The sequence below is a fragment of the Streptomyces sp. CB00316 genome, from assembly GCF_001905595.1.
Taxonomy (GTDB): Bacteria; Actinomycetota; Actinomycetes; order Streptomycetales; family Streptomycetaceae; genus Streptomyces.
The window spans coordinates 273,453-295,900 of the sequence record NZ_LIXI01000005.1 but is presented as its reverse complement, the minus strand read 5'-3'; the positions used below and the strand labels follow the sequence as shown (position 1 = coordinate 295,900).

Annotated in this window: 12 protein-coding genes; 6 read left to right on the top strand and 6 right to left on the bottom strand. The window is 72.5% G+C overall.

Annotation, left to right across the window (positions count from 1 at the left end):
• Positions 1-59: 59 nt before the first annotated feature.
• The 6 genes from AMK21_RS15875 to ligD form a co-directional block, all read right to left on the bottom strand.
• On the bottom strand, positions 60-542 hold the full coding sequence (locus AMK21_RS15875) for an SH3 domain-containing protein (protein ID WP_073878381.1): 483 nt from the start codon (positions 540-542) through the stop codon (positions 60-62).
• A gap of 106 nt (positions 543-648) precedes the next feature.
• The gene (locus AMK21_RS15870) at positions 649-1,992 is read right to left on the bottom strand and encodes a sensor histidine kinase (RefSeq protein ID WP_073878379.1); all 1,344 of its coding nucleotides are present in this window, start codon (positions 1,990-1,992) and stop codon (positions 649-651) included.
• A complete protein-coding gene (locus AMK21_RS15865; protein WP_073878377.1) occupies positions 1,989-2,723 on the bottom strand; it encodes a hypothetical protein in 735 nt (244 codons plus the stop codon). The genes AMK21_RS15870 and AMK21_RS15865 overlap by 4 nt, the downstream gene beginning before the upstream one ends.
• Before the next feature lie 103 nt (positions 2,724-2,826).
• Positions 2,827-3,141 (bottom strand): zinc-ribbon domain-containing protein, encoded by a 315-nt coding sequence (locus tag AMK21_RS15860; RefSeq protein ID WP_073878375.1) that lies wholly within the window; start codon positions 3,139-3,141, stop codon positions 2,827-2,829.
• Positions 3,138-5,291 carry a HEAT repeat domain-containing protein gene (locus AMK21_RS15855; protein ID WP_073879157.1) on the bottom strand — a complete coding sequence of 718 codons (2,154 nt, stop codon included), beginning with the start codon at positions 5,289-5,291 and terminating at the stop codon, positions 3,138-3,140. Before AMK21_RS15855 ends, AMK21_RS15860 begins: the two co-directional genes overlap by 4 nt.
• A 244-nt stretch (positions 5,292-5,535) precedes the next feature.
• Positions 5,536-6,435 carry a non-homologous end-joining DNA ligase gene (ligD, locus tag AMK21_RS15850; protein ID WP_073878373.1) on the bottom strand — a complete coding sequence of 300 codons (900 nt, stop codon included), beginning with the start codon at positions 6,433-6,435 and terminating at the stop codon, positions 5,536-5,538.
• A 68-nt stretch (positions 6,436-6,503) separates the two neighbouring features.
• On the opposite strand from ligD, the gene AMK21_RS15845 reads away from it, so the two are divergent.
• The 6 genes from AMK21_RS15845 (at position 6,504) to AMK21_RS15820 (ending at position 22,448) form a co-directional block, all read left to right on the top strand.
• Entirely contained in the window at positions 6,504-7,589 is a 1,086-nt protein-coding gene (locus AMK21_RS15845; protein ID WP_073878371.1) for a Ku protein, read from the top strand.
• Between the two features lie 65 nt (positions 7,590-7,654).
• Positions 7,655-9,466 carry a serine/threonine-protein kinase gene (locus AMK21_RS15840; RefSeq protein WP_234421951.1) on the top strand — a complete coding sequence of 604 codons (1,812 nt, stop codon included), beginning with the start codon at positions 7,655-7,657 and terminating at the stop codon, positions 9,464-9,466.
• A gap of 315 nt (positions 9,467-9,781) precedes the next feature.
• A complete protein-coding gene (locus tag AMK21_RS15835; protein ID WP_073878367.1) occupies positions 9,782-12,409 on the top strand; it encodes a GmrSD restriction endonuclease domain-containing protein in 2,628 nt (875 codons plus the stop codon).
• Between the two features lie 75 nt (positions 12,410-12,484).
• Positions 12,485-13,699 (top strand): serine/threonine-protein kinase, encoded by a 1,215-nt coding sequence (locus tag AMK21_RS15830; RefSeq protein WP_073878365.1) that lies wholly within the window; start codon positions 12,485-12,487, stop codon positions 13,697-13,699.
• Positions 13,700-13,846: 147 nt separating this feature from the next.
• Positions 13,847-16,876, top strand: coding sequence for an SNF2-related protein (locus tag AMK21_RS15825; RefSeq protein ID WP_073878363.1), 3,030 nt, complete (start codon positions 13,847-13,849; stop codon positions 16,874-16,876).
• Between the two features lies 1 nt (position 16,877).
• Entirely contained in the window at positions 16,878-22,448 is a 5,571-nt protein-coding gene (locus tag AMK21_RS15820) for a hypothetical protein (RefSeq protein WP_073878361.1), read from the top strand.

Sequence of the window (22,448 nt, the reverse complement as noted above, 5' to 3'; positions counted from 1 at the left end):
GCGCGTCCGCCCGGGGAGCCGGTGGCTCCCCGGGCGGAGGGGTACGACGGGTGGCGCGGTCAGCAGAAGCGCGGCGCGGCGCCGATGTTCTCGATGTAGCGGGCCGAACCCCAGGCCCATGTGCCGTCGGTCAGCAGGTACCAGCGGTTGTTGCCGTCGACGTTGTCGCCCGTGGTCTTGCAGAAGATGTTGACGACGGTGCCGTACTCGACCGAGCCCACGACCTTGCTGCTGCGGGTCGGCTTGTCGCGCAGCAGCAGGTACGGCTTGGCGATGACCCGGCCCTTGTAGGTCCGCTTGGGGGCCTGGGGCTTGGCCTGGTTCTGCGTCTGCGCCTCCTGGCGGGCCTCGTGCTCGCGCTGGAGGGCCGAGGCGGAGAGCTCGTCGGAGGCCGGGGCCGAGGTGTGGGCCTCGCCTCGGTGGTCGACGGGCTGGGGGTCCGCCGCCAGAGCGGGAGCGGCGGCCGTGACCGCCGCGAGGGCGCCGGTGGCGACGCAGAGACCGATCCGGCGGAACCGCGAGGGGCGGGACAGGGGGGACATGCTGCCTCCATGGAAAGGAAGGGGGGCCGTGGGGGGCGCGAGATGATCTCGCCCTCGTCACGCTAGGTTGGACACGGAGAGTCCGCAACGCGCACTGTGCGTGATGTCAGGCCGAACCGGTGGTCCCCGTGCCCCCGTCGCCCGTGTTCCCGGCGGAATCTCCCTCGCCGAGGCGTACGTACTGCGGCAGCGTCAGCCGGGCCAGCGCCCCGCCGTCCGGGGGATTCAGGAACTCCAGCCGCGCCCCGATCACCGCGGCCTGGCCCACCGCGATGGTCAGCCCGAGTCCGTGGCCCTTGCCTGCGCCGTCCGTGCGGAACCGCTGCGGACCGCCCTCCAGGAGGTACGCGGGAAAGCCCGCGCCATGATCGCGTACGGAGACCACCGCGCCCTCCACCCCCAGCACCACCGGCCCGGCACCGTGCCGGTGGGCGTTGGCCACCAGATTGCCGAGCACCCGCTCCAGCCGCCGCCGGTCCGTCTCCACGGGCACCGGATCGGCGACCCGCACCTCGGTGTCCGTGCCGGAGGCCCGCACCACCCGTTCCACCAGCGGGGCGAGGTCGTGTACGGCCAGGTCGACCCGCTCCGTCCGGGCGTCCAGGCGCGAGATCTCCAGCAGGTCCTCGGTCAGCGACCGCATCGCCCGCACCCGGTCCCGCACCAGCTCCGCCGGACGTCCCGGCGGCAGCAGCTCGGCGGCGGCCGAGAGGCCGGTGAGCGGGGTGCGCAGCTCGTGCGCCACATCGGCGGTGAACCGCTGCTCCGTCTGGAGCTTGCGCTGGAGACTGGAGGCCATGGTGTCCAGGGCGCCCGAGACGATCGCCACCTCGTCCTGGCCGCGCACGGGACGTGCCGTACGGGGGTCGCCGACCCGGGCGTCGAGGTCGCCCGCGCTGATCCGGCGGGCCACCCGGGCCGTCTGGTGCAGCCTGCGGGTCACCCGGCCGACGGCGAAGAGGCCGACGACCAGGGTGGCGGCGATGGCCAGCAGCGAGGAGCCGATGATCGCCCGGTCGAGGCCCGCGATGGTGTTGGCGCTGTGGCTGTAGTCCGTCCAGGTGGCCAGCGCCCGCCCGTCCGCCGGGCCCGCCGCCCACATCGCGGGGCCGCCGCGCCCGTCCGGATCGCCCGGCCGGTGCGGGCCGTCCGCGACCATGGTGCCGCGCTCGCCGTTCGCCGCCAGGGCGCGCAGCGAGGCGGGCAGCCCCGGCGGGTCGATGCCGGAGCCCCTGGGCAGCGGCTCCCCGGCCTCGTACGCGTCGGTGACGACCTCCAGCCGGTCCAGCGCCTTCTCCCGGGCGTGGGAGACCGTCTGCCGGGTCACCGCGGTGTGCACCAGGACGCCGAGGAGGGCGGCGAGGGTGCAGCACATGACGGTCAGGAAGACCGCGGACTTCCAGGTGAGGGTCGCGGCCCAGGCGGGGGTGCGGAACCGGCGCCGCTTCATCGGCCGCCCGTCGCCGAACGGCTGGGTCCGGAGCCGTCCGGCGTGGGGATCGTACGGTTCTCGCGCCGCTCCGGCGCCCGCAGGATCTCGTCCCGCGTGGCCAGCATCGCCTGCTGCCGGTCGTCCCAGGACCACGCGGTGCGGTACTCGTACCCGGAGATCGCCGAAGGGGCGCGCAGGATCAGGTCCCGGCCCGCCAGCTCCACGCTGATCACGGCGTCCGAGGTGGACATGATCCGGGTCAGCCCGCCCCGGTCGCCCCCGTCGGCCCGGTAGGCGCGTACGGCGAGCTGGCGGCCGGGCATCCGGATGCCGAGCACCAGTTCGTCCCTGCCGTCGCCGGTCAGGTCGAAGTGGTACGGGGTCAGGACCGGGCAGTCGTCCGGTGCCGTACGGCAGGCGCGGATCTGCCGGACCGTGGCGTCGGGCAGCTCGTCCAGCCCGCTGTCCCGGTCGGTCCTGGCCTTCAGTCCGGCCTGCGCCACCGCGACCGGGTCCAGCCGACGCACATCGCCGCCGGGCACCGTGACCCCGGGGATCCGGGCGGTCTCGCCCTCGCCGTAGTCGTAGGGGGCGGCCGACGCGGGCGGCAGGTCCGGCCACAGGCGGGCGGGCCCCACCGCCGAGGGGGCCTCACCGGCGCTCTCCAGCCCGCCGGCCGCACCGCAGCCGGAGAGCAGGGCGAGTGCGGCCACGGCGAACGCGACGGCGGGGACGCGGACCGGGCGCACGGCTGGCCCTTCTCCTGGACGACCGGGGGCCTACACCCTAGGACGTGACCGTGCGCAATGCCCACTTCGTACCCTTACGGGGCCTGGTGCCGCGTGGGCGGCCTCAGCGCTGGTAAGGGTTCTGCCCCGGCTGCGTGAAGCCCGGCTGCTGCGGGTTCTGCCCGTGGCCGCCGTCCGGACCCGCCGCGTGCTGGGCGAGCAGCTGGTCGGCCTGCTCCTTCGATATCTGCTGCTCCCCGCCGCAGAACGTGCACTGCGTCGCGTACTTCGTCGAGAACGGGAACAGCGGGACGAAGAACAGCGTGAACTTCGTGACCCGCTTGCGCAGGGTGTGCGCCGCCGGATTGCCGCACCAGCCGCACACCATCGTCAGGATGGCCAGCTGGTACAGATAGCCCTTGGTACCGAAAATGATCATGCCGTGCTGCCTTTCCCCGTCCCCCGGAGTGCCTGTCGGCACAGCGCCAGGAGCTTTTCGTCCTCGTAGGTGTCATGGCTGCCGTACCCGCCGTCCAGCGCGTTGTGACGGCGTACGGAGGAGAGCTCGGCGCGCAGCACCTGTGCCGCCGTCGACGCCGGGCCGACCGGACCCATCCGTGCCAGGCATTCTGCCACCCGGACGCGGACATGGCGGTTCTTCTCCCAGGCGGTGAGGAGCACCTCGGTGCTCTCCTCCGGCCGGCCGGTCACCTCCCAGAGCGCGATCGCCGCGTCCACCCGCAGCCACAGCTCGTCGTGGGCCAGCAGCCCGCGCAGCCGGGGCGCCACCGCCGCCGCGTGCGGCCCGAGCGCCCCGAGCGCCGCCGCGGCCGCCCGCCGGTCGTGCACCTGGTCCGACCCGAGCCCCTCGGTCAGCACGGGCAGCACCGCGTCCCGGTCCCCGGCGACCGCCCAGAGCGCCTCGGCCGCCTCCGTGGCCGTCCCGGGCCGGCGGAGCATCGCCCGCAGCTCGGGCACCGCCTCCCGGGCCGCGGGTCCGAACGAGCCGAGCGCCCGCAGCGCCGCCGTACGCAGCCACTCGCCCCGGTACTCCGGGGCGCCGCGCAGCACCCGCAGCACCTCCGGCGTCGCCTCGCCCGCCCGCAGCCCGGTCAGCCCGGCCAGCAGCGGGCTCGCCCGGTCGTACGCACCCTCGTCCAGCGCCACCCCGGCGAGCCTGCGCCGCAGCGCCGCGGCCAGCGGGCGGGCGGCCCGCCCGAGGTGGGCGACCGCGAACCCCACGTCGTGCGGCACCTCCGGCAGCTCCAGGGCCGCCGCCAGGGCGGGCACCGCGCGGGCGTCGCCCAGCCGGGCCAGCGCCTTCACCGTGGAGCCGAGCCCCGGCGGACCGCTGGCCCACTCCCTCACCCAGCCGCCGGGATCGGCCGCCAGCCGGGCCGCCAGCGCGTCCGCCGTGGGGGCGGCCAGCGAGAACAGCTCCTCCAGCACGTGCGAGGCCGCCTCGGCCAGCCGGGGGTCGGGGTCGGCGAGCTGATCGCCGACGAGCGCCACCAGCTCCCCGTAGGAGCCGCGCCAGGCCCGCATCAGCCCGCCGCTCATCCGCACGGCGTCGATGCGCTGCCAGCGGTCGGGGCTGCGGAGCTGGTCGATGAGGAGCGCCGTACGGTCGCCCACCCGGTCGTCGAGGCCGACGTGCAGGGTGCGCAGCAGGTCGGCGGACCAGGGGGCGCCGCGCCCGGCGCTGTCCTGGGCGGAGAGCGCGCGCAACTGGCCCACGAGCGTCGGCGCCGCGGCCTGTTCCGCCCGGGAGACGTCCGGACAGCCGACCGGGTCGGTCTCCGGCTCCGCCTCGGCGTCGGCCTCCGGCTCGGTCTCCGGGTCCGACTCCGGTGCGCCGCCCGGGGCCGTACGCAGCTCGCGCAGCAGCCCCGACACGACGGGCACCACATCGCGGGGCAGCGCGTCGGGCGAACAGCGCGCCAGCTGGGCCAGGGCGGCGAGCCGCAGCCCCGGCGCGCGCTCCCGGTCCACCAGCAGGGTCAGCCACTGGGCCACCCGCCCCGCCAGCGGACGGTGGCGCAGGGCGACCCGCCCGGCCGCCTCCACGAGGGCGAGCCGCACCTCCTCGTCGGGCTCCGCCGGCAGCCGCTCCCGCAGCAGATCGAGGACCCGCACGGGGTGGCGGTGCAGTGTGGCGAGCGCCAGCGGGGCCGCCAGCCGCACCCCGGGGTCCTCGTCGGCGATCAGCTCGAAGAAGACCCCCGCCCCCGCGGTGACCGCGGCCGCCGCCATCGCGTAGTTCGCGGCGCCCTCGATCTCGTCCTCGTCGATCTCGTCGTCGTCCTCGTCCAGATCGAAGCCGCCGATGCTGGTGAGCAGCTCGACCACGCTGCCCCGGTCCTGCACGTCCGGGTCCACGGCGAGCTCGAAGAGAAAGGGGATGCACGCGAGGGTGCAGGCGTAGACGTCCCCCTGGTGGTGCACGGCCCCGTACATCCCGTCGAGCGCGCTCTCCCGCTCCGCCGGATCGGCGGAGGCGAGCCCCCGAAGGAGCACCGGCACGTCGTCGGCGGGCCCGTAGGCATGCTCCATCGAAGCCCAGTCGACCTCATCGATCCCCGAGAACACGCCATCCCCTCCCCACGTCACGGCGGCGTCCGGGAGCTCCACCCGTCTCCGGCACACCTGTTCCCCATGCCCCTGCGCGCCTCCCGAAGAATGCGCCTGCGCAGAGTGTGCACCACGGCTCCGACAATCCACCCGCCACTTGTGGCCTTTCCTCCGGCCGTGACCAGGTCATGACCCCGTCATGACGGGACGGCCGAAAGAGGACCCGTGCATTGGCTGTGAATCCCTGTGTGCCGACCGTGGATCAGGGGGAGTGCGCCGGAAGCGGCCGCGCCCGTTCCGGGTCGAGCAGGGGGCCGAGCAGGTCCCCGTACCGCTCCAGCCTCCCGGCCATCCCCTCCGCCCGGAACACCAGCGCCTCCGGCTCTCGGCACTCCTCGATCTCGTCCCAGGTGACCGGCGCGGAGACGGTGGGCTCGGGCCTGGCCCGCAGGGTGTAGGGGGTGGCGGTGGTCTTGGACGCCGAGTTCTGGCTGAAGTCGACGAAGACCTTCCCGGCCCGCAGGGCGCGCCTCATCCGGTGCAGGGCCAGCTCCGGCAGGGCGCTCTCCGCCTCCACCGCGAGCCGCTTCGCGTACGCGGACACCTCGGCGGACGGGGCCGGCTCCAGCGGGACCAGCAGATGCAGGCCCTTGGAGCCGGACGTCTTCCCGTACGCGAACAGTCCGTCGGCGGCGAGCCGCTCCCGCAGCCAGAGGGCCACCGCGCAGCACTCCACGATCGTCGCGGGGGAGCCGGGGTCCAGGTCGAAGACCATCCGGTCGGCGATCCCCGGGGCCTGGGCGCGCCACTGCGGGGTGTGGAACTCCACCACCAGATTGGCCGCCCACATCAGCGCGGGAAGGTCCTGGACCATCACCTGGCGGGCGCCCGGGTCCTCGCTCCGCGGCACGGGGGTGGTGCGCACCCAGTCGGGCGTACCGGGCGGCGGATTCTTGGTGAAGAAGAGCTGCCCCTCGGGCCCGTCGGGATAGCGCAGGAAGGAGACCGGGCGGTCACGCAGATGGGGCAGGATCGCGCCCGCCGCGGTGGCCGCGTAGTAGTGCAGCACCTCGCCCTTGGTGGTCCCGGTGGCCGGATACAGCACCTTGTCGAGGTTGCTGAGCGAGAGGCGCCGCCCCTCCACCTCCGTGATCGGCGTCATACGATAAGAGTCACACGAATCGGGTGAGAACCTGCTCAACCGTCCTTAACGGTCAAAAGGGGTGAACGGTGAGATCCATATGGAACGGCGCGATCTCCTTCGGGCTGGTCAGCATCCCGATCAAGCTCGTCAACGCCACCGAGAACCACTCGATCCACTTCCGCCAGATCCATCTGGCCGACGGGGGCCGGATCCGGTACCGCAAGGTCTGTGAGCTGGACGAGGAGGAGGTGTCGGGCGGCGAGATCGGCAAGGCCTACGAGGACGCCGACGGCACGATGATCCCGATCACCGACGAGGATCTCGCCCAGCTCCCGCTGCCCACCGCCAAGACCATCGAGATCGTCGCCTTCGTCCCCGCCGACGAGATCGACCCGCTCCAGATGGACGCGGCGTACTACCTCTCCGCCAACGGGGTCCCGGCCGCCAAGCCGTACACCCTGCTGCGCGAGGCGCTCAAGCGCAGCAACAAGGTCGCCGTCGCGAAGTACGCCCTGCGCGGCCGCGAACGGCTGGGGATGCTCCGGGTCGTCGACGACGTGATCGCGATGCACGGCCTGCTCTGGCCCGACGAGATCCGGGCCCCCGAGGGGGTCGCCCCGGACAGCGACGTCACGGTCCGCGACGCCGAACTCGACCTGGCGGACGCGCTGATGGACACCCTCGGCGAGGTCGACATGGACAGTCTCCACGACGACTACCGGGAGGCGGTGGAGGAGCTCATCGCGGCGAAGGCCTCCGGGGAGGCGGTACAGCCGTCCGAGTCGAAGGACGGCGGTGGCGGCAAGGTCATCGACCTGATCGCGGCCCTGGAGAGCAGCGTCCGAGCGGCGAAGGAGTCCCGGGGCGAGGACGTGAGTGAGGGGGACATGGCGGACATCCACCCCATCAAGAAGACGACGTCCGGGCGGACGGCCAAGAAGACGACCCAACAGAAGTCCACGCCCAAGTCAACGGGCACGAAGAAGTCGACGGCCTCCACGGCCGGGAAGACGGCGCAGAAGAAGACGGCATCCAAGTCGACCTCGTCCGCGTCCTCGTCCTCGTCCAAGGGCTCGTCCTCGGCGAACTCGGCGAAGAAGCAGACATCGTCCGGCTCCCGGAGCACCACGAAGAAGAAGACGGCCGCTCCCCGCAAACGCGCCTCCGCCTGACCGGCCCCGCATCGATCCCCGGCCCCGGCTCCCCCTTGTCGTACGGCACCCGTACGCTACGGCGCATGAGCGCTAAGGCCCCCTCGGGACGGGTGATCGACGGCCGCTTCACCCTGGTGGAGCGGCTCGGCAGCGGCGGCATGGGCATGGTGTGGCGGGCCCACGACGAGGCGCTCCATCGTGACGTCGCCCTCAAGGAGGTCCGGCCCCCGGACCCGGCACTGGCGGAGTACGACCCCGAGGGCGCCCGCACCCTGCGCGCCCGGGTCCTGCGCGAGGCCCGCGCCCTGGCCCGCCTGGACCACCCCAACGTGGTCACCGTCCACCACATCGTCGACCCGGGCGAGGACGGCTACCCCTGGATCGTGATGGAGCTGGTGGCCGGCTCCTCCCTCCACGACCGGCTGGCCGAAGGGCCCATGGACCCCGCCGAGGCCGCCGAGCTGGGGCGCGGCATCCTCTCCGCCCTGAACGCCGCCCACGCCTCCGGCATCCAGCACCGCGACGTCAAGCCGGCCAACGTGCTGCTGCGCACCGACGGCCGCCCGGTCCTCACGGACTTCGGCATCGCCGCGATCCGCGAGTCGACGAGCCTCACGATGACGGGTGCCCTGATCGGCTCGCCCGACTTCATAGCCCCCGAGCGCATCCGGGGCACCGAGGGCGACCCGTCCTCGGACCTCTGGTCGCTCGGCATGATGCTGTACGTCGCCGTCGAGGGCCACCACCCGCTGCGCAAGGCCACCACGCTCGCCACCCTGGCCGCCGTACTCGACGAGGAGGTGCCCCCGCCGGTACGGGCCGGGGCGCTGACCCCCGTACTGACGGCGCTCCTGACCCGGGACATCCCGGCCCGCCCGGATGCCGGAGCCCTGGACCGGATGCTGGCGGAGGCGGCGCGGCCCCAGCCGGCCCCCGACCCCAGGAGCGCCTACGGACCGGCCCCGGCCACCGCGTCGCCCACCCAGCCGGCCCACCCTCCGGCCTTCCCCACCCCCACCCCCGTCGGCCAGCCGCGCCCCCCGTACGCGAACAGCCCCTTCGCGCACACCCCGTACGCGAACAATCCGTACGCCGGCCCGGCAACCTTCCCGGCGACCACCCCTGCTACCGCCCCGACAGCCTCTCCGACGGTCCTGGGCGACGACGAGGAGCGCGGACACCGCGTCCGGCGCCGCACCCGGGTGATCGGCACGGCCTCCGCGGTCGTCTCGGCGGCGGTGCTGGCGGGCGTCTTCTACGTGATCGACCCGTCGTTCTTCCGCGGCGGAGGCGGCGACGACGGCTCGAAGGGGAGCAACCGCCCCGACACCACGGCGAGCGCCCCGGCGAACGGACGGAGCGCCGCCCCGCCCACCGCCGCCGGCCGACCGGTCGCGGACGACGACGGGTCCGGGGCGGACGACGACGGACCGGATGCCCCCACCGACCTGCTCACCCCGCAAGGGGCACGGCAGGCCATCGCCGCGCTGAAGCCGCTGATGGGCGGCACGAAGGTCACCGACTTCACCCTCTACGGTGAGCACGCCTCCGCCCAGGCGCCGCTGAAGTTCAACTCCCGCCTCTACGACCGGTTCAGCTACCGGGACGGGCAGGCGAAGAAGGACGACATGGGCGGCACCCTCATGTCCGGGGACAAGGCGGTCGACCTGGACTCCGTCGACTGGGACGCCCTGCCCGCCCTGCTGCGGACGGCCAGGACGAGCCTCGACATCCCGGAGCCGGAGAGCAGTTACGTGATCGTGGACCCGTCGTCGCCTTTCCACGACGACCGCCCGGTGCTGCGCGTCTACGTCTCCGACAAGTACGGCGGCGCCTACCTCACCGCCCACCTGGACGGTCGGGTCATCGAGAAGAGCCCGCGCGAGAAGGGCTGACGGGGGAGCGCGCCTGGGACGCGCCCGTCGATCCGCCCGCCGATCGCCGGGCCCACCTGCCGCGCGGACGCGGACTCGGGGAAACCGGGCCCGCGTCTCCCGCCCCGTGTCCCGCAGGACCCGTGGGCGCAGGCGGGAGTCGAAGGGACTGAGGGGCGAACGCGGTCTGTGACCACGTCGGCACGGAGGTCCGGCCCTGGTCGGCTGATTCCGCGCCGTGGTGGGCGGTACCGGTCCTGTCGTCGTCGATTCCGTCGGTCGCGGCATCCGGCACAATGACGGGTTGGCGAAGCGAGATACGGGGAGGAAGCCCGCGTGCACGCGCAGGAGACGACGTTCAGCAAGCTGGTCCACGGCGAGACACAGTTCCAGGTTCCGCTCTATCAACGCACCTACACCTGGCAGCGCGACGAACTGCGTCAGTTATGGGACGACGTGCTGGAACTCGTCGAGGACAAACGGGCGGGCAACGAGCCGGCGGCGCATTTCCTCGGGTCGGTCGTGCTCGCGCCGGAACGGGTCGCGGCCGGCGGGATGCAACGCTGGCTCGTCGTGGACGGTCAACAGCGGCTCACCACGCTGATGCTCGCCTTCACCGCGCTGCGGGACCGGCACCGGGCCCGGGGCCGGGAGAAGAAGGCCGCCCGCATCCACGACCTGATCCTGGTCAACAGCTACCAGGACGGGACCGACCACTACCGCCTGCTGCCGACGCAGGCCGACCGTGAGGCGTTCGTCGCCTGCGTGGACTCCCTGCCCACGGCCGGTGGCCCGGGCAACATCGGCGGCGCCTACCGGTTCTTCCTCGCCGTCCTGACCGAGGGCGAAGAGGGCGCCGGGGAGGAGGGCGCCGGCGACGAATGGGTCCGCGCGGTGGAGTCCGTCCTCCGGGACCTCCTCTCCATCGTGTCGATCACCGCCGCCGAAGGCGACAACGTCTACCGGATCTTCGAGTCCATCAACAACACCGGCGTCGGTCTCAGCCAGAGCGACCTGCTCCGCAACTACCTCTTCATGTGTCTGCCCAAGCGCGGCGAGACCGTCTACCGCAACCTGTGGCTTCCGATGCAGGAACTGCTGGGCCCGGCCAGACTGGAGCTTCTCGTCTGGCTCGACCTGGTCGTCGGCGGCGACACCCGTGCCAAACAGAGCGAGATCTACCGGGACCAGAAGAAGCGCCTCGAACCGCTGAGTTCGAACGAGGCGGCGCTGGAGGCGGAGGTCCTCCGGCTGCGGGTACGCGCGGGCCGCCTCATGCGGATCGTCGAGCCGTGGCGGGAGAGCGACCCGGATCTGCGCGACGTCCTGGAACGCCTCGCCCGCTGGAGCGGTCAGACGCACTACCCGCTGGCACTCCTCCTGCTCGACCGACTGGACGAGGGTCGCTGCGCGCCCGGGGAAGTGGCCACCGCGCTCTCCTACGCCGAGAGCTATCTGGTGCGGCGCCTGTTCGCCGGCAACTCCACCACGGGCAACAACCGCACCTTCATGGAACTGCCCAAGGAGGTCGAGCGGGAGCTGGAGCACGGGCGCCCGCTCGCCGACGCCGTACGGCACGCCCTGTCCATCAAGACGGGAACCCGGGTCTGGCCCTCCGACGCGACGACGCGGGAGTCGATCCGCGGCCGTCCCTTCTACAAGTCGGGCCGGTCGAACCAGCGGTTCGAGGTCCTGCGACGGTTCGAGGAGAGCTACGGCGCCCGCGAGCCGGTCGACTTCACCAAGGCGAAGCTCACCGTCGAGCACGTGCTGCCGCAGCAGCCCGCCCAGCAGTGGTTCGACCTCCTCGCCGAGGAGGCCGGGGAGAGCGGGAGCCCGGAGGAGCTGCACGCCCAACTGGTGCACACGCTCGGTAATCTGACCCTCTCCGGTGACAACGCCAGGCTCTCCAACCACCCCTTCCGCCGCAAGCAGCAGATCCTGGACTCCAGCGCGCTGCGGATGAACCAGAGCATCGCGGGCGTGGAGCGCTGGGGCAGGGCCGAGATCCTCGCCCGCGCCGACGAACTGGCCGATCGGGCGCTGCAGTTGTGGCCGGGCCCCCTCGACGGCGTGGTCCACGCCGATGCCGAGTGGGCCGGCTGGGGCGAGCTGCGCCAGGCGTTGCTGAGCATGCCGGCGGGCACCTGGACGACCTACGGCGACCTCGCCGCCCTTGTCGGTACCTCCGCCGTCGCGGTCGGCAACCACATCGGCACCAGGCCCGCCCTGCACGGCGCCCACCGGGTGCTGACGGCGGACGGAAAGGTCTCGTCCGGCTTCCGCTGGCCGGAGGGTCACACGGGTGCTTCCGGTCCGCGCGAGGTGCTGGAGCGCGAAGGCGTGCCGTTCGACGGACGGGGCCGCGCCCGCCGGTCCCACCGGCTGACGGCGTCCGACCTGGCCACACTGGCCGGCAAGGACGACTTCGAGAGCGAGGCACCCGCTCGGGACCCCGAGCGACCGGCGAGCGACGGGGAGCCCGCGGCCACCCGCTTCGAGAAGCTGCTGCACGACAACCAGACGCCGGAAACGGTCGCGGGAGTCCTCGCCTGCCTGCGGTTCTGGACGGGACGCGGCGGCACGCTCGACTACGGGAGGAGGAGCGAGACCAGCTGCTTCCCCACGCTGTCCCTGGGCGGCTCCCGGGCGCGTTCGCTGTGGCCCCTCGCCCTGTACCCGGTGACGGGCACCGCCGAAGTGGTCTTCCAGCACCTCAAGCGTCGACCGCCCTTCGACGACGAGCAGTTGAGGCGCGAGCTGATGGCCCGTCTGAACGCCGTGGAGGGCATCGACCTCGCGGCGGCCAAGCTGGACCTGCGTCCCGCGTTCCCGCTGGACGTGTTCGCCGAACACGGGGAGGAGCTTGGCGGCGTCCTGGAGTGGTTCGCGCACACGGTCGAGTCGCCCCAGGCCCGCCCGGGCGCAGAGAAGGCCGCACGGGGCGACGGAGGAGCTGCATAGACTGCTGCCCGGTCCCGCTGGGTCCACCGCGTCCAACCGCGGGGCGGCGGGCCGTGAGGGGGGAGGCGTGGCACCGTGGAACCGCTGAGGGACGACGACCCGAAGGAGATCGGAGGGTTCACCCTCGTGTGCCGGATCGGCTCCGGCGGCATGGGCCAGGTGTTCCTGGGCGAGTCCGCGGCCGGCCACCAGGCCGCGGTCAAGGTCATCAAGTCCTCCGTGCTCGACGAGGACACCCGGGCCCGCTTCCTGTCCGAGGTGGAGAGCCTGCGCACGGTCTACGGCCCCTTCGTCGCGGCCTTCGTCGGTGCCGACGCCGACGCCGACCGGCCGTGGCTCGCGGTCGAGTACGTCCCCGGACCCGACCTGCGGACCCTGGTCACCGGCCAGGGCCCCCTGCCCCTCGCCGAGACCGCCAGCCTCGGGGCCCTGCTCGCCGAGGGCCTCGGCACGGTCCACGAGGCGGGGCTGCTCCACCGCGACCTCAAGCCGCAGAACATCCTGCTCGCCCCCTACGGGCCCAAGGTGATCGACTTCGGTCTCGCCGTTCTGGCGGAACGCCGTACCGCCCTGACCGCCACCGGGTACGTCGTCGGCAGCGTCCTGTGCATGCCTCCGGAGCAGGCCCGGGGCGAGCAGCGGCTGGACCGCTCCGCCGACGTGTACGCGCTGGGCGCGGTGCTGCTCTTCACCGTGACCGGGCACTACCCGTACGAGGGACCGACCTGGCAGGCCGTCGCCCTGAAGATCGAGGACCCGGCGACCCCTCCCGACCTTGCGGGCGCCCCGCCCGAACTCGCACCGCTGATCACGGACATGCTGGCGTCGGACCCGGGCGCCCGCCCCTCCCTGACCGAGGTGATCGAGCGGCTGGTGCGCGTCATCCGCGAACAGGGCCTGACCGCCCTCCAGGCCAAGCGCCGCCTCACCGACCTGACGCCCGAGATCATCGTGCCGCAACTCCCCGCACCGGCCCCCGTACCCCTGGCGGAAGCCGGCGCCTACACGCCGGCGGCCGTCGACCAGGCGGCGGTCGAGGACGACGAACGAGCAGGTGCGCCCGCTTCCGCCGGAGCCGGGCAGCGGGCGGCGGACGGAGAGGACGACGCGTACGGGGGCCTCGACGAGGACGCCCCGGGGGCCGACGCCGCCGACCGCCCGGGGTCCACGCCCGCGCGGCCGGACACCCCTCGGCGCCCCCGCGGCCGGGTGACCGCGATCCGGCCCGCCGCACCCCTGAGGATCGCCGAGGGGATGCGCGCCGAGTACGCCCGCGAGGCACGTTTCTGAGCAGCCGCCGCCCCCTCCTCCGGCAGGCGCGGTGCACGGTCCGGGAGGTCGCGGTCCTCCCGCCCGATCCCGTACGACCCCCTCCTCCCCCGTGACAGACTTGCGGCGGCGAGAGCGTACGACGCGAGGCAGACGAAGGGACCGCGAGTGACCGACCAGGGGGCGACGCAGGAGGGGACCCGGTTCCCGCCGGGCGCGCAGATCCTCGTACGGGACGAGGAGTGGCTGGTCCGCAACACCATCACCACCGACCACGACGGGGAGCGGATCGAGGCCGTCGGCGTCTCCGAGTTCGTCCGGGACGAGGAAGCCGTCTTCTTCAGCGGCATCGACGCGGTGGAACTCCTGGACCCGGAGAAGACCCGCCTCGTGCCCGACACCTCCTCGTACTTCCGGCGCAGCCGCCTGTTCCTCGAAGCCGCCCTGCGCAAGACGCCGCTGCCCCAGTCGGAACGGGGCCTGGCGCTCGCCGACCGCTTCCTGCTGGACCCGCTCGTCTACCAGCAGCGTCCCGCGGAACTCGCCCTGTCGATGCGCAACCTCCGCCCCAGGGTCCTCATCGCCGACGTCGTCGGTCTCGGCAAGACCCTGGAGATCGGCCTCACCCTCGCGGAGCTCATCCGCCGGGGCAGGGGTGAACGCATCCTGGTCGTGACCCCGCAGAGCATCCTGGAGCAGTTCCAGCACGAGCTGTGGACCCGGTTCTCCATTCCCCTCGTACGGCTCGACTCCCTGGGCATCCAGCGTGTCCAGCGCGAACTGCCCGCCGGCCGGAACCCGTTCACGCACTACAAGCGCGTGATCATCTCCGTGGACACCCTCAAGAACATCGGCCGGTACCGGCACCACCTGGAGCGCATCCGCTGGGACGCCGTCGTGATCGACGAGTCCCACAACCTGATCAACCCGGGCAGCCAGCGCCGCGCCCTCGCCGAGATCCTCGCCCCGCGCACGGACGCCCTGCTGCTCGCCAGCGCCACTCCCCACAACGGCGACAAGCGGTCCTTCGCCGACCTGATCTCCCTGCTCGACCCGGCCGCCATCGCCGACCGCGACCACTACGACCCGGCCGAGGACCTCGGCCACCTCTACATCCGGCGCACCAAGATCAGCCCCGAGGTCCGGGACGAGATGGGCACCGAATGGCCGGACCGGGGCCCCACCGTCTCCCTCCACTGCGCCGCCACCGAGGCGGAGGAACGGGTCTTCGCCGAGCTGGCCGAGCACTGGATCCCCACCCCGCCGACTAGCACGGAGTTCGGTACGGCGGCCCAGGACCCCGTCTCGGTCGCCGTCGAGCCGGTCTTCGCCTACAACCTGCTCAAGACCTTCCTGTCCTCGCACATGGCCCTGGGCGAGACGGTCACCAACCGTGTCGCCTCACTCACGGACCGGGTCCGCAGGGCCGGGGAGAAGGGGCTGCGGCCCGACCCGGCCATCGCCACCGAGCAGACCGCGCTCGCCCGGCTCCAGAAGATCATCGCGGGCATGGGCGACGGCACCGCACCCGGCGACTCGGCCAAGCTCGACGCCCTCGTCGCCCAGCTCAAGGAGATCGGGGTCGGCCCCCGCTCCGCCACGCGGGCCGTGGTCTTCTCCGAACGCGTCCGCACGCTGACCTGGCTCGCCGACGTCGTCCCGGCCCGCCTGGGTCTCCCGGTGGGCGCCGACGGCACGTCGAAGGCGGTCGCCGTGATGCACGGCGGCCTCAGCGACGAGGAGCAGGCCAAGGTCCTGGAGTCGTTCGGCCTCGCCGACACCCCCGTCCGGCTGCTGTTCACCGGCGACGTCGCCTCCGAGGGCGTCAACCTGCACCGCCAGTGCCACCACCTCGTCCACTACGACATCCCGTGGTCCCTGATCCGCATCGAGCAGCGCAACGGCCGTATCGACCGGTACGGGCAGAAGCACGAGCCCCGGTTCCACGCGCTGATCCTCACCTCGGCCACCTCCGGCGCCAAGGACGACCGCACGGTCGCCGAGAAGCTGCTGCGCCGGGAGGAGGAGGCGCACAAGCTGGACGGCACGGCCGAGGCCGTGTCCGGGCTCTACCGGGCCGAGGAGGAGGAGCGCCGGCTCATCAAGGAGCTGGTGAGGGGCGGCACGGTCGAGGAGTTCCTGGACTCCGACCCCGCCGAGGACACCACACTGGCCGACCTGTTCGGCCAGGTGGACACCGTCACCGAGCACGAGCTGCCCGCCCGCGCCGAGCTGATCTCGCTCTTCGACGGCGACACGGCCGACTTCGTCGCCACCGCCCTCGACGAGGTGTACGAGGAGCGCGCCGGGGACCTGATCGGCCTGGCGTCGGGCACCGACGCCCAGGGCGGCGGCTACTTCTCCCTCTCCCCGGCCCTCGCGCCCGACCTGCTCCACCGCCTCAAGGCCCTGCCGCCCTCCTACCTCCGTGAGCAGCGCGTCGCCGACCGGATGCTGGTCACCTCCGACCGCGCCCTCGCGCAGCGCAAACTCGACGAGGCCAGGAACAGCAGCACCACCATGTGGCCCGACGTCTCCTTCCTCACCGACATCCACCCGGTGGTGGAGTGGCTGACGGACAAGGTCCTGGTCGAGTTCGGCCGGCAGGAGGCCCCGGTCATCACCACACCGCACGTCGACGGCCCGGTCTTCCTCGTCCAGGGCATCCACTCCAACGCCCTCGGCCGCCCGACCGTGGTCCGCTGGATGGCCGTGGCGGGCATCCGCCCCGACGGCACCGGGACGCCCGAGGTGCGCCCCATGGCCGACGCGCTGCGCGACGCGAAGGTCGGCCCGAGGCTCGCCCGCACCGGCGGCCCGCGGGACCCGGACCGGCTCCAGGCCCTCGTACCGGCCGCCGTCGCCGCCGCCCGGCGCCACCTGGACGCGGGCCGGGCCCAGTGGGAGGAGCGGATCAGCGGTCCCCTCGCCGCCTACCGCGCCCACGTCGCCCGCTGGCGCGCCGACTCCCTGCTGCCCGGCGTCACCGACCGGCGTGAGCGCCTCGTCGAGGAGACCGCCGACGAACTGGCCCGCCTGCTGGACCAGTTGCAGACCACCGGCCGCCCGCTGCTGCGGGTCCTCGCCGTCCTCGACCGCCCCGGCACCCCGGACGCCCCCGGAACCGGTCCGGCCACCGCGACCGGCTCCCCGGACCCGGCCCCCGCCCACCCGTCCGACGCGCAGGCGGAGAACTGACGTGACGTACGACTCCCTGGTCAACCACGGCGACTACCTCTCGCCGCACTACCTCGCCGAGGTCCTCCCCAAGGACCTCAAGGCGAAGGACGGCCTCCTCACCCGCTGGGCGGCCTTCGAGGAGACCGAACGCCGCCGCCACGCCGACGCGGTGGCCGAAGCCGCCCGCGAGGGCCTCGACCGCGACGCCGTGCCCCCGCGCGTCCGCACCCCCCGCGAGGGCCTGCGGGCCCTCCACGGCCCCTACTTCGCGGGCCGCGCCGCGCTCGCCCAGGACGCCGCCGCGCTCGCCGAACCCGAAGCGCCCGAACCCGAGGGCCGGCGCAAGCGGTACACCGAGAGTCACCTGGACACCCTGCGTGCCCTCGGCTACGCCGACGCCCACGAGCAGACCGTCACCGTCCACCGCGCCGACCGCGCCTACGACGTCCAGGTCCTCCACGCCGAACCCGGTCTGTACGCGGTCGCCTGCGGCTGGACCACCGAATCCGACGCGGCGCTCGACCCGGACGGGGCCGGCCGCCTGCTCCACCCGGTGGAGACGGAGACCTCGGCCCCCGACCTCCTGGACGCCAAGGCCCTCACCGACTTCCTCCTCACCTGTGACGCACCCCCGCGCCACGTGCTCCTGCTCGTCGGCGGGGTGGTCGTCCTCGCCGACCGCCTCGCCTGGCCCGAGGGCCGCTACCTCGCCGCCGACCTCGACGCCGCCCTGCACCGCCGCGACGACCGCCACGGCGGCGAACTCGACACCCTGGCCGCCCTGTTCGGCGCCGACTCGCTGCGCGTCCCCGCCGAGGGCGGCACCGCCCCGCTCGCCGCCTTCCTCGACCGCTCGGGCAAACACGCCGTCGGCGTCTCCACCGAACTCCGCGAGGGCCTGCGCCTGAGCGTGGAGTGGATCGCCAACGAGGTCCTGGACCGCCTGCGCGAACCCGGGAACGGCGTCGCCCCCGCCGACCTGGACGACCCGGCCCGGCTCGCCAAGGAACTCAGCCGCGAGTCGCTGCGCTACCTCTACCGCATCCTGTTCCTCCTGTACGCGGAGGCCAGCCCCGCCCTCGGTATCCTGCCCTCCGACTACCCGGAGTACGAGCAGGGGTACGGCCTCCAGCGCCTCGGCGACCTCGTCCTGCGCGACCTCGTCGGCGAGCGCTCCCGGCGCGGCTTCCACCTGTACGAGTCGCTCGACCTGCTCTTCGAGAAGGTCGAGAACGGCCACCGCCGCTACGGCACCGAGCCCGAGGACCTCGCGGCGGAGGCGGCGGCCCGCGAGGCGACGAAGGCCGAGAGCGAGGCGGCACAGTCGCTCGCCGCCGGCACGATCACCCAGGCCGAGTACACCGACCGGGTCCGCGAGGCCGACCGCACCCGCCGCGCCGCCGCCCGCTCCACCAGCGCGGGCCTGCGCTTCGAGGCGCTGCGCTCCGAACTGTTCACCAAGAAGGCCGTCCGCCTCATCTCGGACGACCAGATCGAGAACCCGGCGTACGAGGAGGGCGGGTCGGACGGCCGCCGCCCCTTCCTGGACACCCGGCTGCGCAACGAGACACTGCACAAGGTGCTGCGCCGCCTCATGCTCACCAAGGGCCGGGGCAGGGAGCGCGGCGGCTTCATCTCGTACGCCCAGCTCGGCATCAACCAACTCGGCGCGGTGTACGAGGGCCTGATGTCCTACACCGGCTTCATCGCCGAGGAGGAGCTGTACGAGGTCGCCAAGGGCGGCGACCCCTCCGGCGGCAGCTGGATGGTCCCCGCCTCCCGCGCCCAGGACTACGACGACGCCGTCTTCGTCAAGCGGACCGACGAGGAGACCGGCCGCCAGGAACGGGTGGCCCACCCCAGGGGCTCCTTCGTCTACCGGCTGGCCGGCCGCGACCGCCAGACCTCCGCCTCCTACTACACCCCGAAGTCCCTCACCGAGGTCACCGTCGAACTGGCCCTGAGGCACCGCCTGGACCAGGACGGCACCACCACCCCGGCCAGGGAGCTCCTGGAGTGGAAGATCTGCGAACCGGCCCTGGGCTCCGGCGCGTTCCTCAACGAGGCCATCGACCAGGTCGCCGCCGAGTACCTGCGCCGCCGCGAACGCGAGCTGGGCCGCAAGGTGGACCCCGAACTGCGGCAGATCGAGCTCCAGAAGACCAAGGCGTACGTCGCCCTGCACAACGCCTACGGCGTGGACCTCAACGCCACGGCCGTGGAGCTGGCCGAGGTCTCCCTCTGGCTCAACTCCATGCACCCCGGCATGCGGGCCCCCTGGTTCGGCCTCCACCTGCGTCGCGGCAACTCCCTCATCGGAGCGGGCCGCAAGGTCTACAAGGCCGACACCCTCACGGGCGGCGGCTGGCTGGCCAGGAAGAACACGCTCCCGCCGACGGACCTGCCGTTCCGGGAGGGCCCGCTGCCCGAGGGGGCAGTGCACCAGTTCCTGCTGCCCGCGATCGGTTGGGGCGCGGTCGCCGCCGAACCGGAGGCCAAGAAGCTCGCCGAGGAGGAGGCCAAGGCGCTCGGCCGGTGGCGCAAGGGCGTCCAGAAGGCCCCGAAGGGCCCGAAGCCGTTCCAGGAGCGCGGCGACGAGAGCGACGAGGCCCGGCGCAAGCGGTACGAGCGATGGCGCAAGGCGGCGGAGAAGACCGAGCTGGGCCGCCTCCAGGGCGTGGCCCGGCGCGCCGAGTTCCTGTGGTCACTGGTCGCGACCCGGCTGGAACTCTCCGAGCGGGCGGTCGCCCGCCGCGTCGACGTCTGGGGCGCGGACTGGCTGGACCAGCCCACGGAGGCAGAGGACAAGCAGAAGGTCCTGGACGACCTGACCCGCCACGGCACGCCGTACTGGCGGCTGAAGACGGTCATGGACGCGTGGTGCGCGCTGTGGTTCTGGCCGCTGGACCGGGTCGGCGAACTCGACGGCACCGAACCGGTGTACGACACGGGCGGTGCGCTCGTCGATGAGTCGTCGGTGCCGGGGCTGCTGGGCGGGACAGGGGAAGCCGCCGTGCCGGTGGAGCCAGTGGCTTCGGTCGAGCCTGCGTCCAGCTCCGCGCCAGGGGACCAGTTGTGGAGTACGGCCGGACTGTTCGACGACCCGGACGGGGAGCAGGACGAGCTGGGCGAGGCGCTGGCCTCTTCGGGCGGAGCCGTACGGAGAACCCCGGCGGCCAGGAGGCCGGTGCGAGCCCCCCGCCCGCCGGAGCGGCAGACCGTGCCGCTCCAGAGCTTCGGCGACTGGCTGGAGTTCCTGGAAGCCGTCCTCGGTACGTCCGACATGCCGGAGCAGTCGCTGCTCTCGGGCATCGAGAAGCTCAGCCCTGACGACGCGCTGGAGCTGCTGGGCGATGTGGAGGACCGCCTGGAGGGCTTCCTCGGGATGCGGTCGGCGGGGTTGCTGCCGTTCCGCTACCCGTGGCTGAACACGGTCGAGGACATCGCGGGCACGACGGAGAAGGACATAAGGGCGGAGGACGGCCACGGCTTCTTCCACTGGGAGCTGCACTTCGCGCACGTGTTCCGGGGGGCGGGGGGCGGGTTCGACCTCCAGGTGGGGAACCCGCCTTGGGTGAGGCCGGATTGGGACGAAGCTGCGGTGCTGGCGGAGGTCGAGCCGTGGTTCAAGCTGAGTGAGAAGCAGGCGGCTGGGGCTCGGAGGGAACGCAAGAGCGAGATTCTGGCGAACGCGGATCATCGCTGGGCCTACCTGCGAGACCTGACCGCGACTGCGGGGACGGCGGAGGTCCTCGGAAGCGCCGTGGTGTATCCGCTGATCTCGGGCACCCGGCCTGACCTGTACCGGGCGTTCATGTGCCGCACCTGGGCGCACCTGGCTGATGAGGGAACGGTGGGGCTTGTCCACCCCGACTCTCACTTCAGCGGCGACAAGGAAGGGCGCTTGCGGGAGGCCGCGTACATGCGGCTTCGCGTACACGGTGACTTCGTCAACGCGGGTAACCGGTTCTTCCCGCCGCCTGTCGGCCGGTCCAGCCACTTCGGTGTGCATGTCTACGGTCAGGCGGGCGAGATTGGCTTCGACCACCTGTCGTGGCTTTTCTCCGTAGACGCGCTGCGCCTGTCGGCGGACGACGATGGGAGGGCTCCCGATCCCGGGGTTCGCTACGGCGACAGCTGGGACGAACGCCCGCATCGCAAGCGGATCGTCCGCGTGGACGAGTTGATGCTCGCCGGGTGGCAAAAGCTCACCGGCGACCAGTCGCAGCCCGTACGCCAGGCTAGGCTGCTTTCGCCAGTAAGTACGGCGGAGGAACAGGCGATCAAGGCGCTGGCTGACTACCCGCTGCGCCTTGCTGCGCACGAGCCGCAAATCACGAGCGGTTACAACGAAAAGACAGCCAAGGACGACGATCTGATCGGGTACAACACGCCGGATGGCGCGAGCGTGGTCCGTCGGCCGGCCGACTGGTCCGAGGTAATTCTCAAGGGCCCGCAGATCGGCCTGGCCAACTCCATGTTCAAGCAGCCAAGCCAGGGGGGCGGCGAGGTCCTGGGACTCAACCCGATGACCCTCGCGGACGATGCCGTGCCCGAGTCCGAGTACGCGTACGTCGCGAAGCCCGAGGTGTACCAGGCCGCGCAGGACGTGTGGAGCGACGGCAGGACCCTGGAGCAGCTCAAGGCGTCCGAGCGTGAGGTGACGCGGGCGCGGAACGCGGCGGCTGGGCGTTTCAGGGTGGAGACGTCGGAGGTCACTGAGGAACAGGTGGAGGCGGAGCTGCTGCGTCGGCTGCGACGGCCGTATACGGAGTTCTACCGGGTGGCGTGGCGTCGCCAGATCGCGCCGGACACGGAACGGGCGCTGTACGCAGCACTTTTGCCCCCGGGTCCCGCTCATGTGGACCAGATCCAGAGCATGAGCCTCGCAGACCAAGCGCTTACGGCTCTTACGGGAGGCTTCTGGTCCGCTCTGCCCATCGACTACGTCCTCCGCACTACCAGACGGGGCGACCTCCGGGTGGCGGGTGCCAAGATCATGCCCGCGCCCTCTCCGGGCCATCCGCTGTCCTCGGCCCTGCTTCTCCGTACCCTCCGTCTCAATTGCCTCACCAACGCCTACGCGGACCTCTGGGAGGAGCTGTACGACACCACCTGGCCCGCCTACGAGCCGTGGGCCTGTGGCTGGCCCGAGCTGCAACCGCTGCACGCGGTGGGCCCGCTGTGGACCCGGAACACCCCTCTGCGCACCGAACGAGCGCGGCGAGCCGCACTAGTGGAGATCGACGCGCTCGTCGCCGTCTGGCTCGGCGTCAGCGCCGACGCACTCGTCGCCATGTACAAGGCCCGCTTCCCGATCATGCAGGACTTCGACTCCGTCACCTGGTTCGACGCGAACGAACGGAAGATCGCGGGCAACCGCTACACCTACGGCTTCGGCCAGACCAAAGAGCACTACGAACACTTCCTCGCCTACCAGAACAAGGAACGGCCTGAGCCCCCCGAGGGCTACACCGCCCCCTTCTACAAGGCCAACCGCGAGGAAGAGATGCGTGAGGCGCACGCTCACTTCTCCGCGCGCCTCCAGGCGGCCATCGACCAGGGGAAGTGGACGCCGCCCACCTCCTGA

What these genes read in the sequence shown, in the direction of transcription:
- AMK21_RS15860 (WP_073878375.1), bottom strand. Translation starts at nt 3,141, where the DNA reads ATGATCATTTTCGGTACCAAGGGCTATCTGTACCAGCTGGCCATCCTG.
- AMK21_RS15840 (WP_234421951.1), top strand. Translation starts at nt 7,655, where the DNA reads ATGAGCGCTAAGGCCCCCTCGGGACGGGTGATCGACGGCCGCTTCACC.
- ligD (WP_073878373.1), bottom strand. Translation starts at nt 6,435, where the DNA reads ATGACGCCGATCACGGAGGTGGAGGGGCGGCGCCTCTCGCTCAGCAAC.
- AMK21_RS15875 (WP_073878381.1), bottom strand. Translation starts at nt 542, where the DNA reads ATGTCCCCCCTGTCCCGCCCCTCGCGGTTCCGCCGGATCGGTCTCTGC.
- AMK21_RS15870 (WP_073878379.1), bottom strand. Translation starts at nt 1,992, where the DNA reads ATGAAGCGGCGCCGGTTCCGCACCCCCGCCTGGGCCGCGACCCTCACC.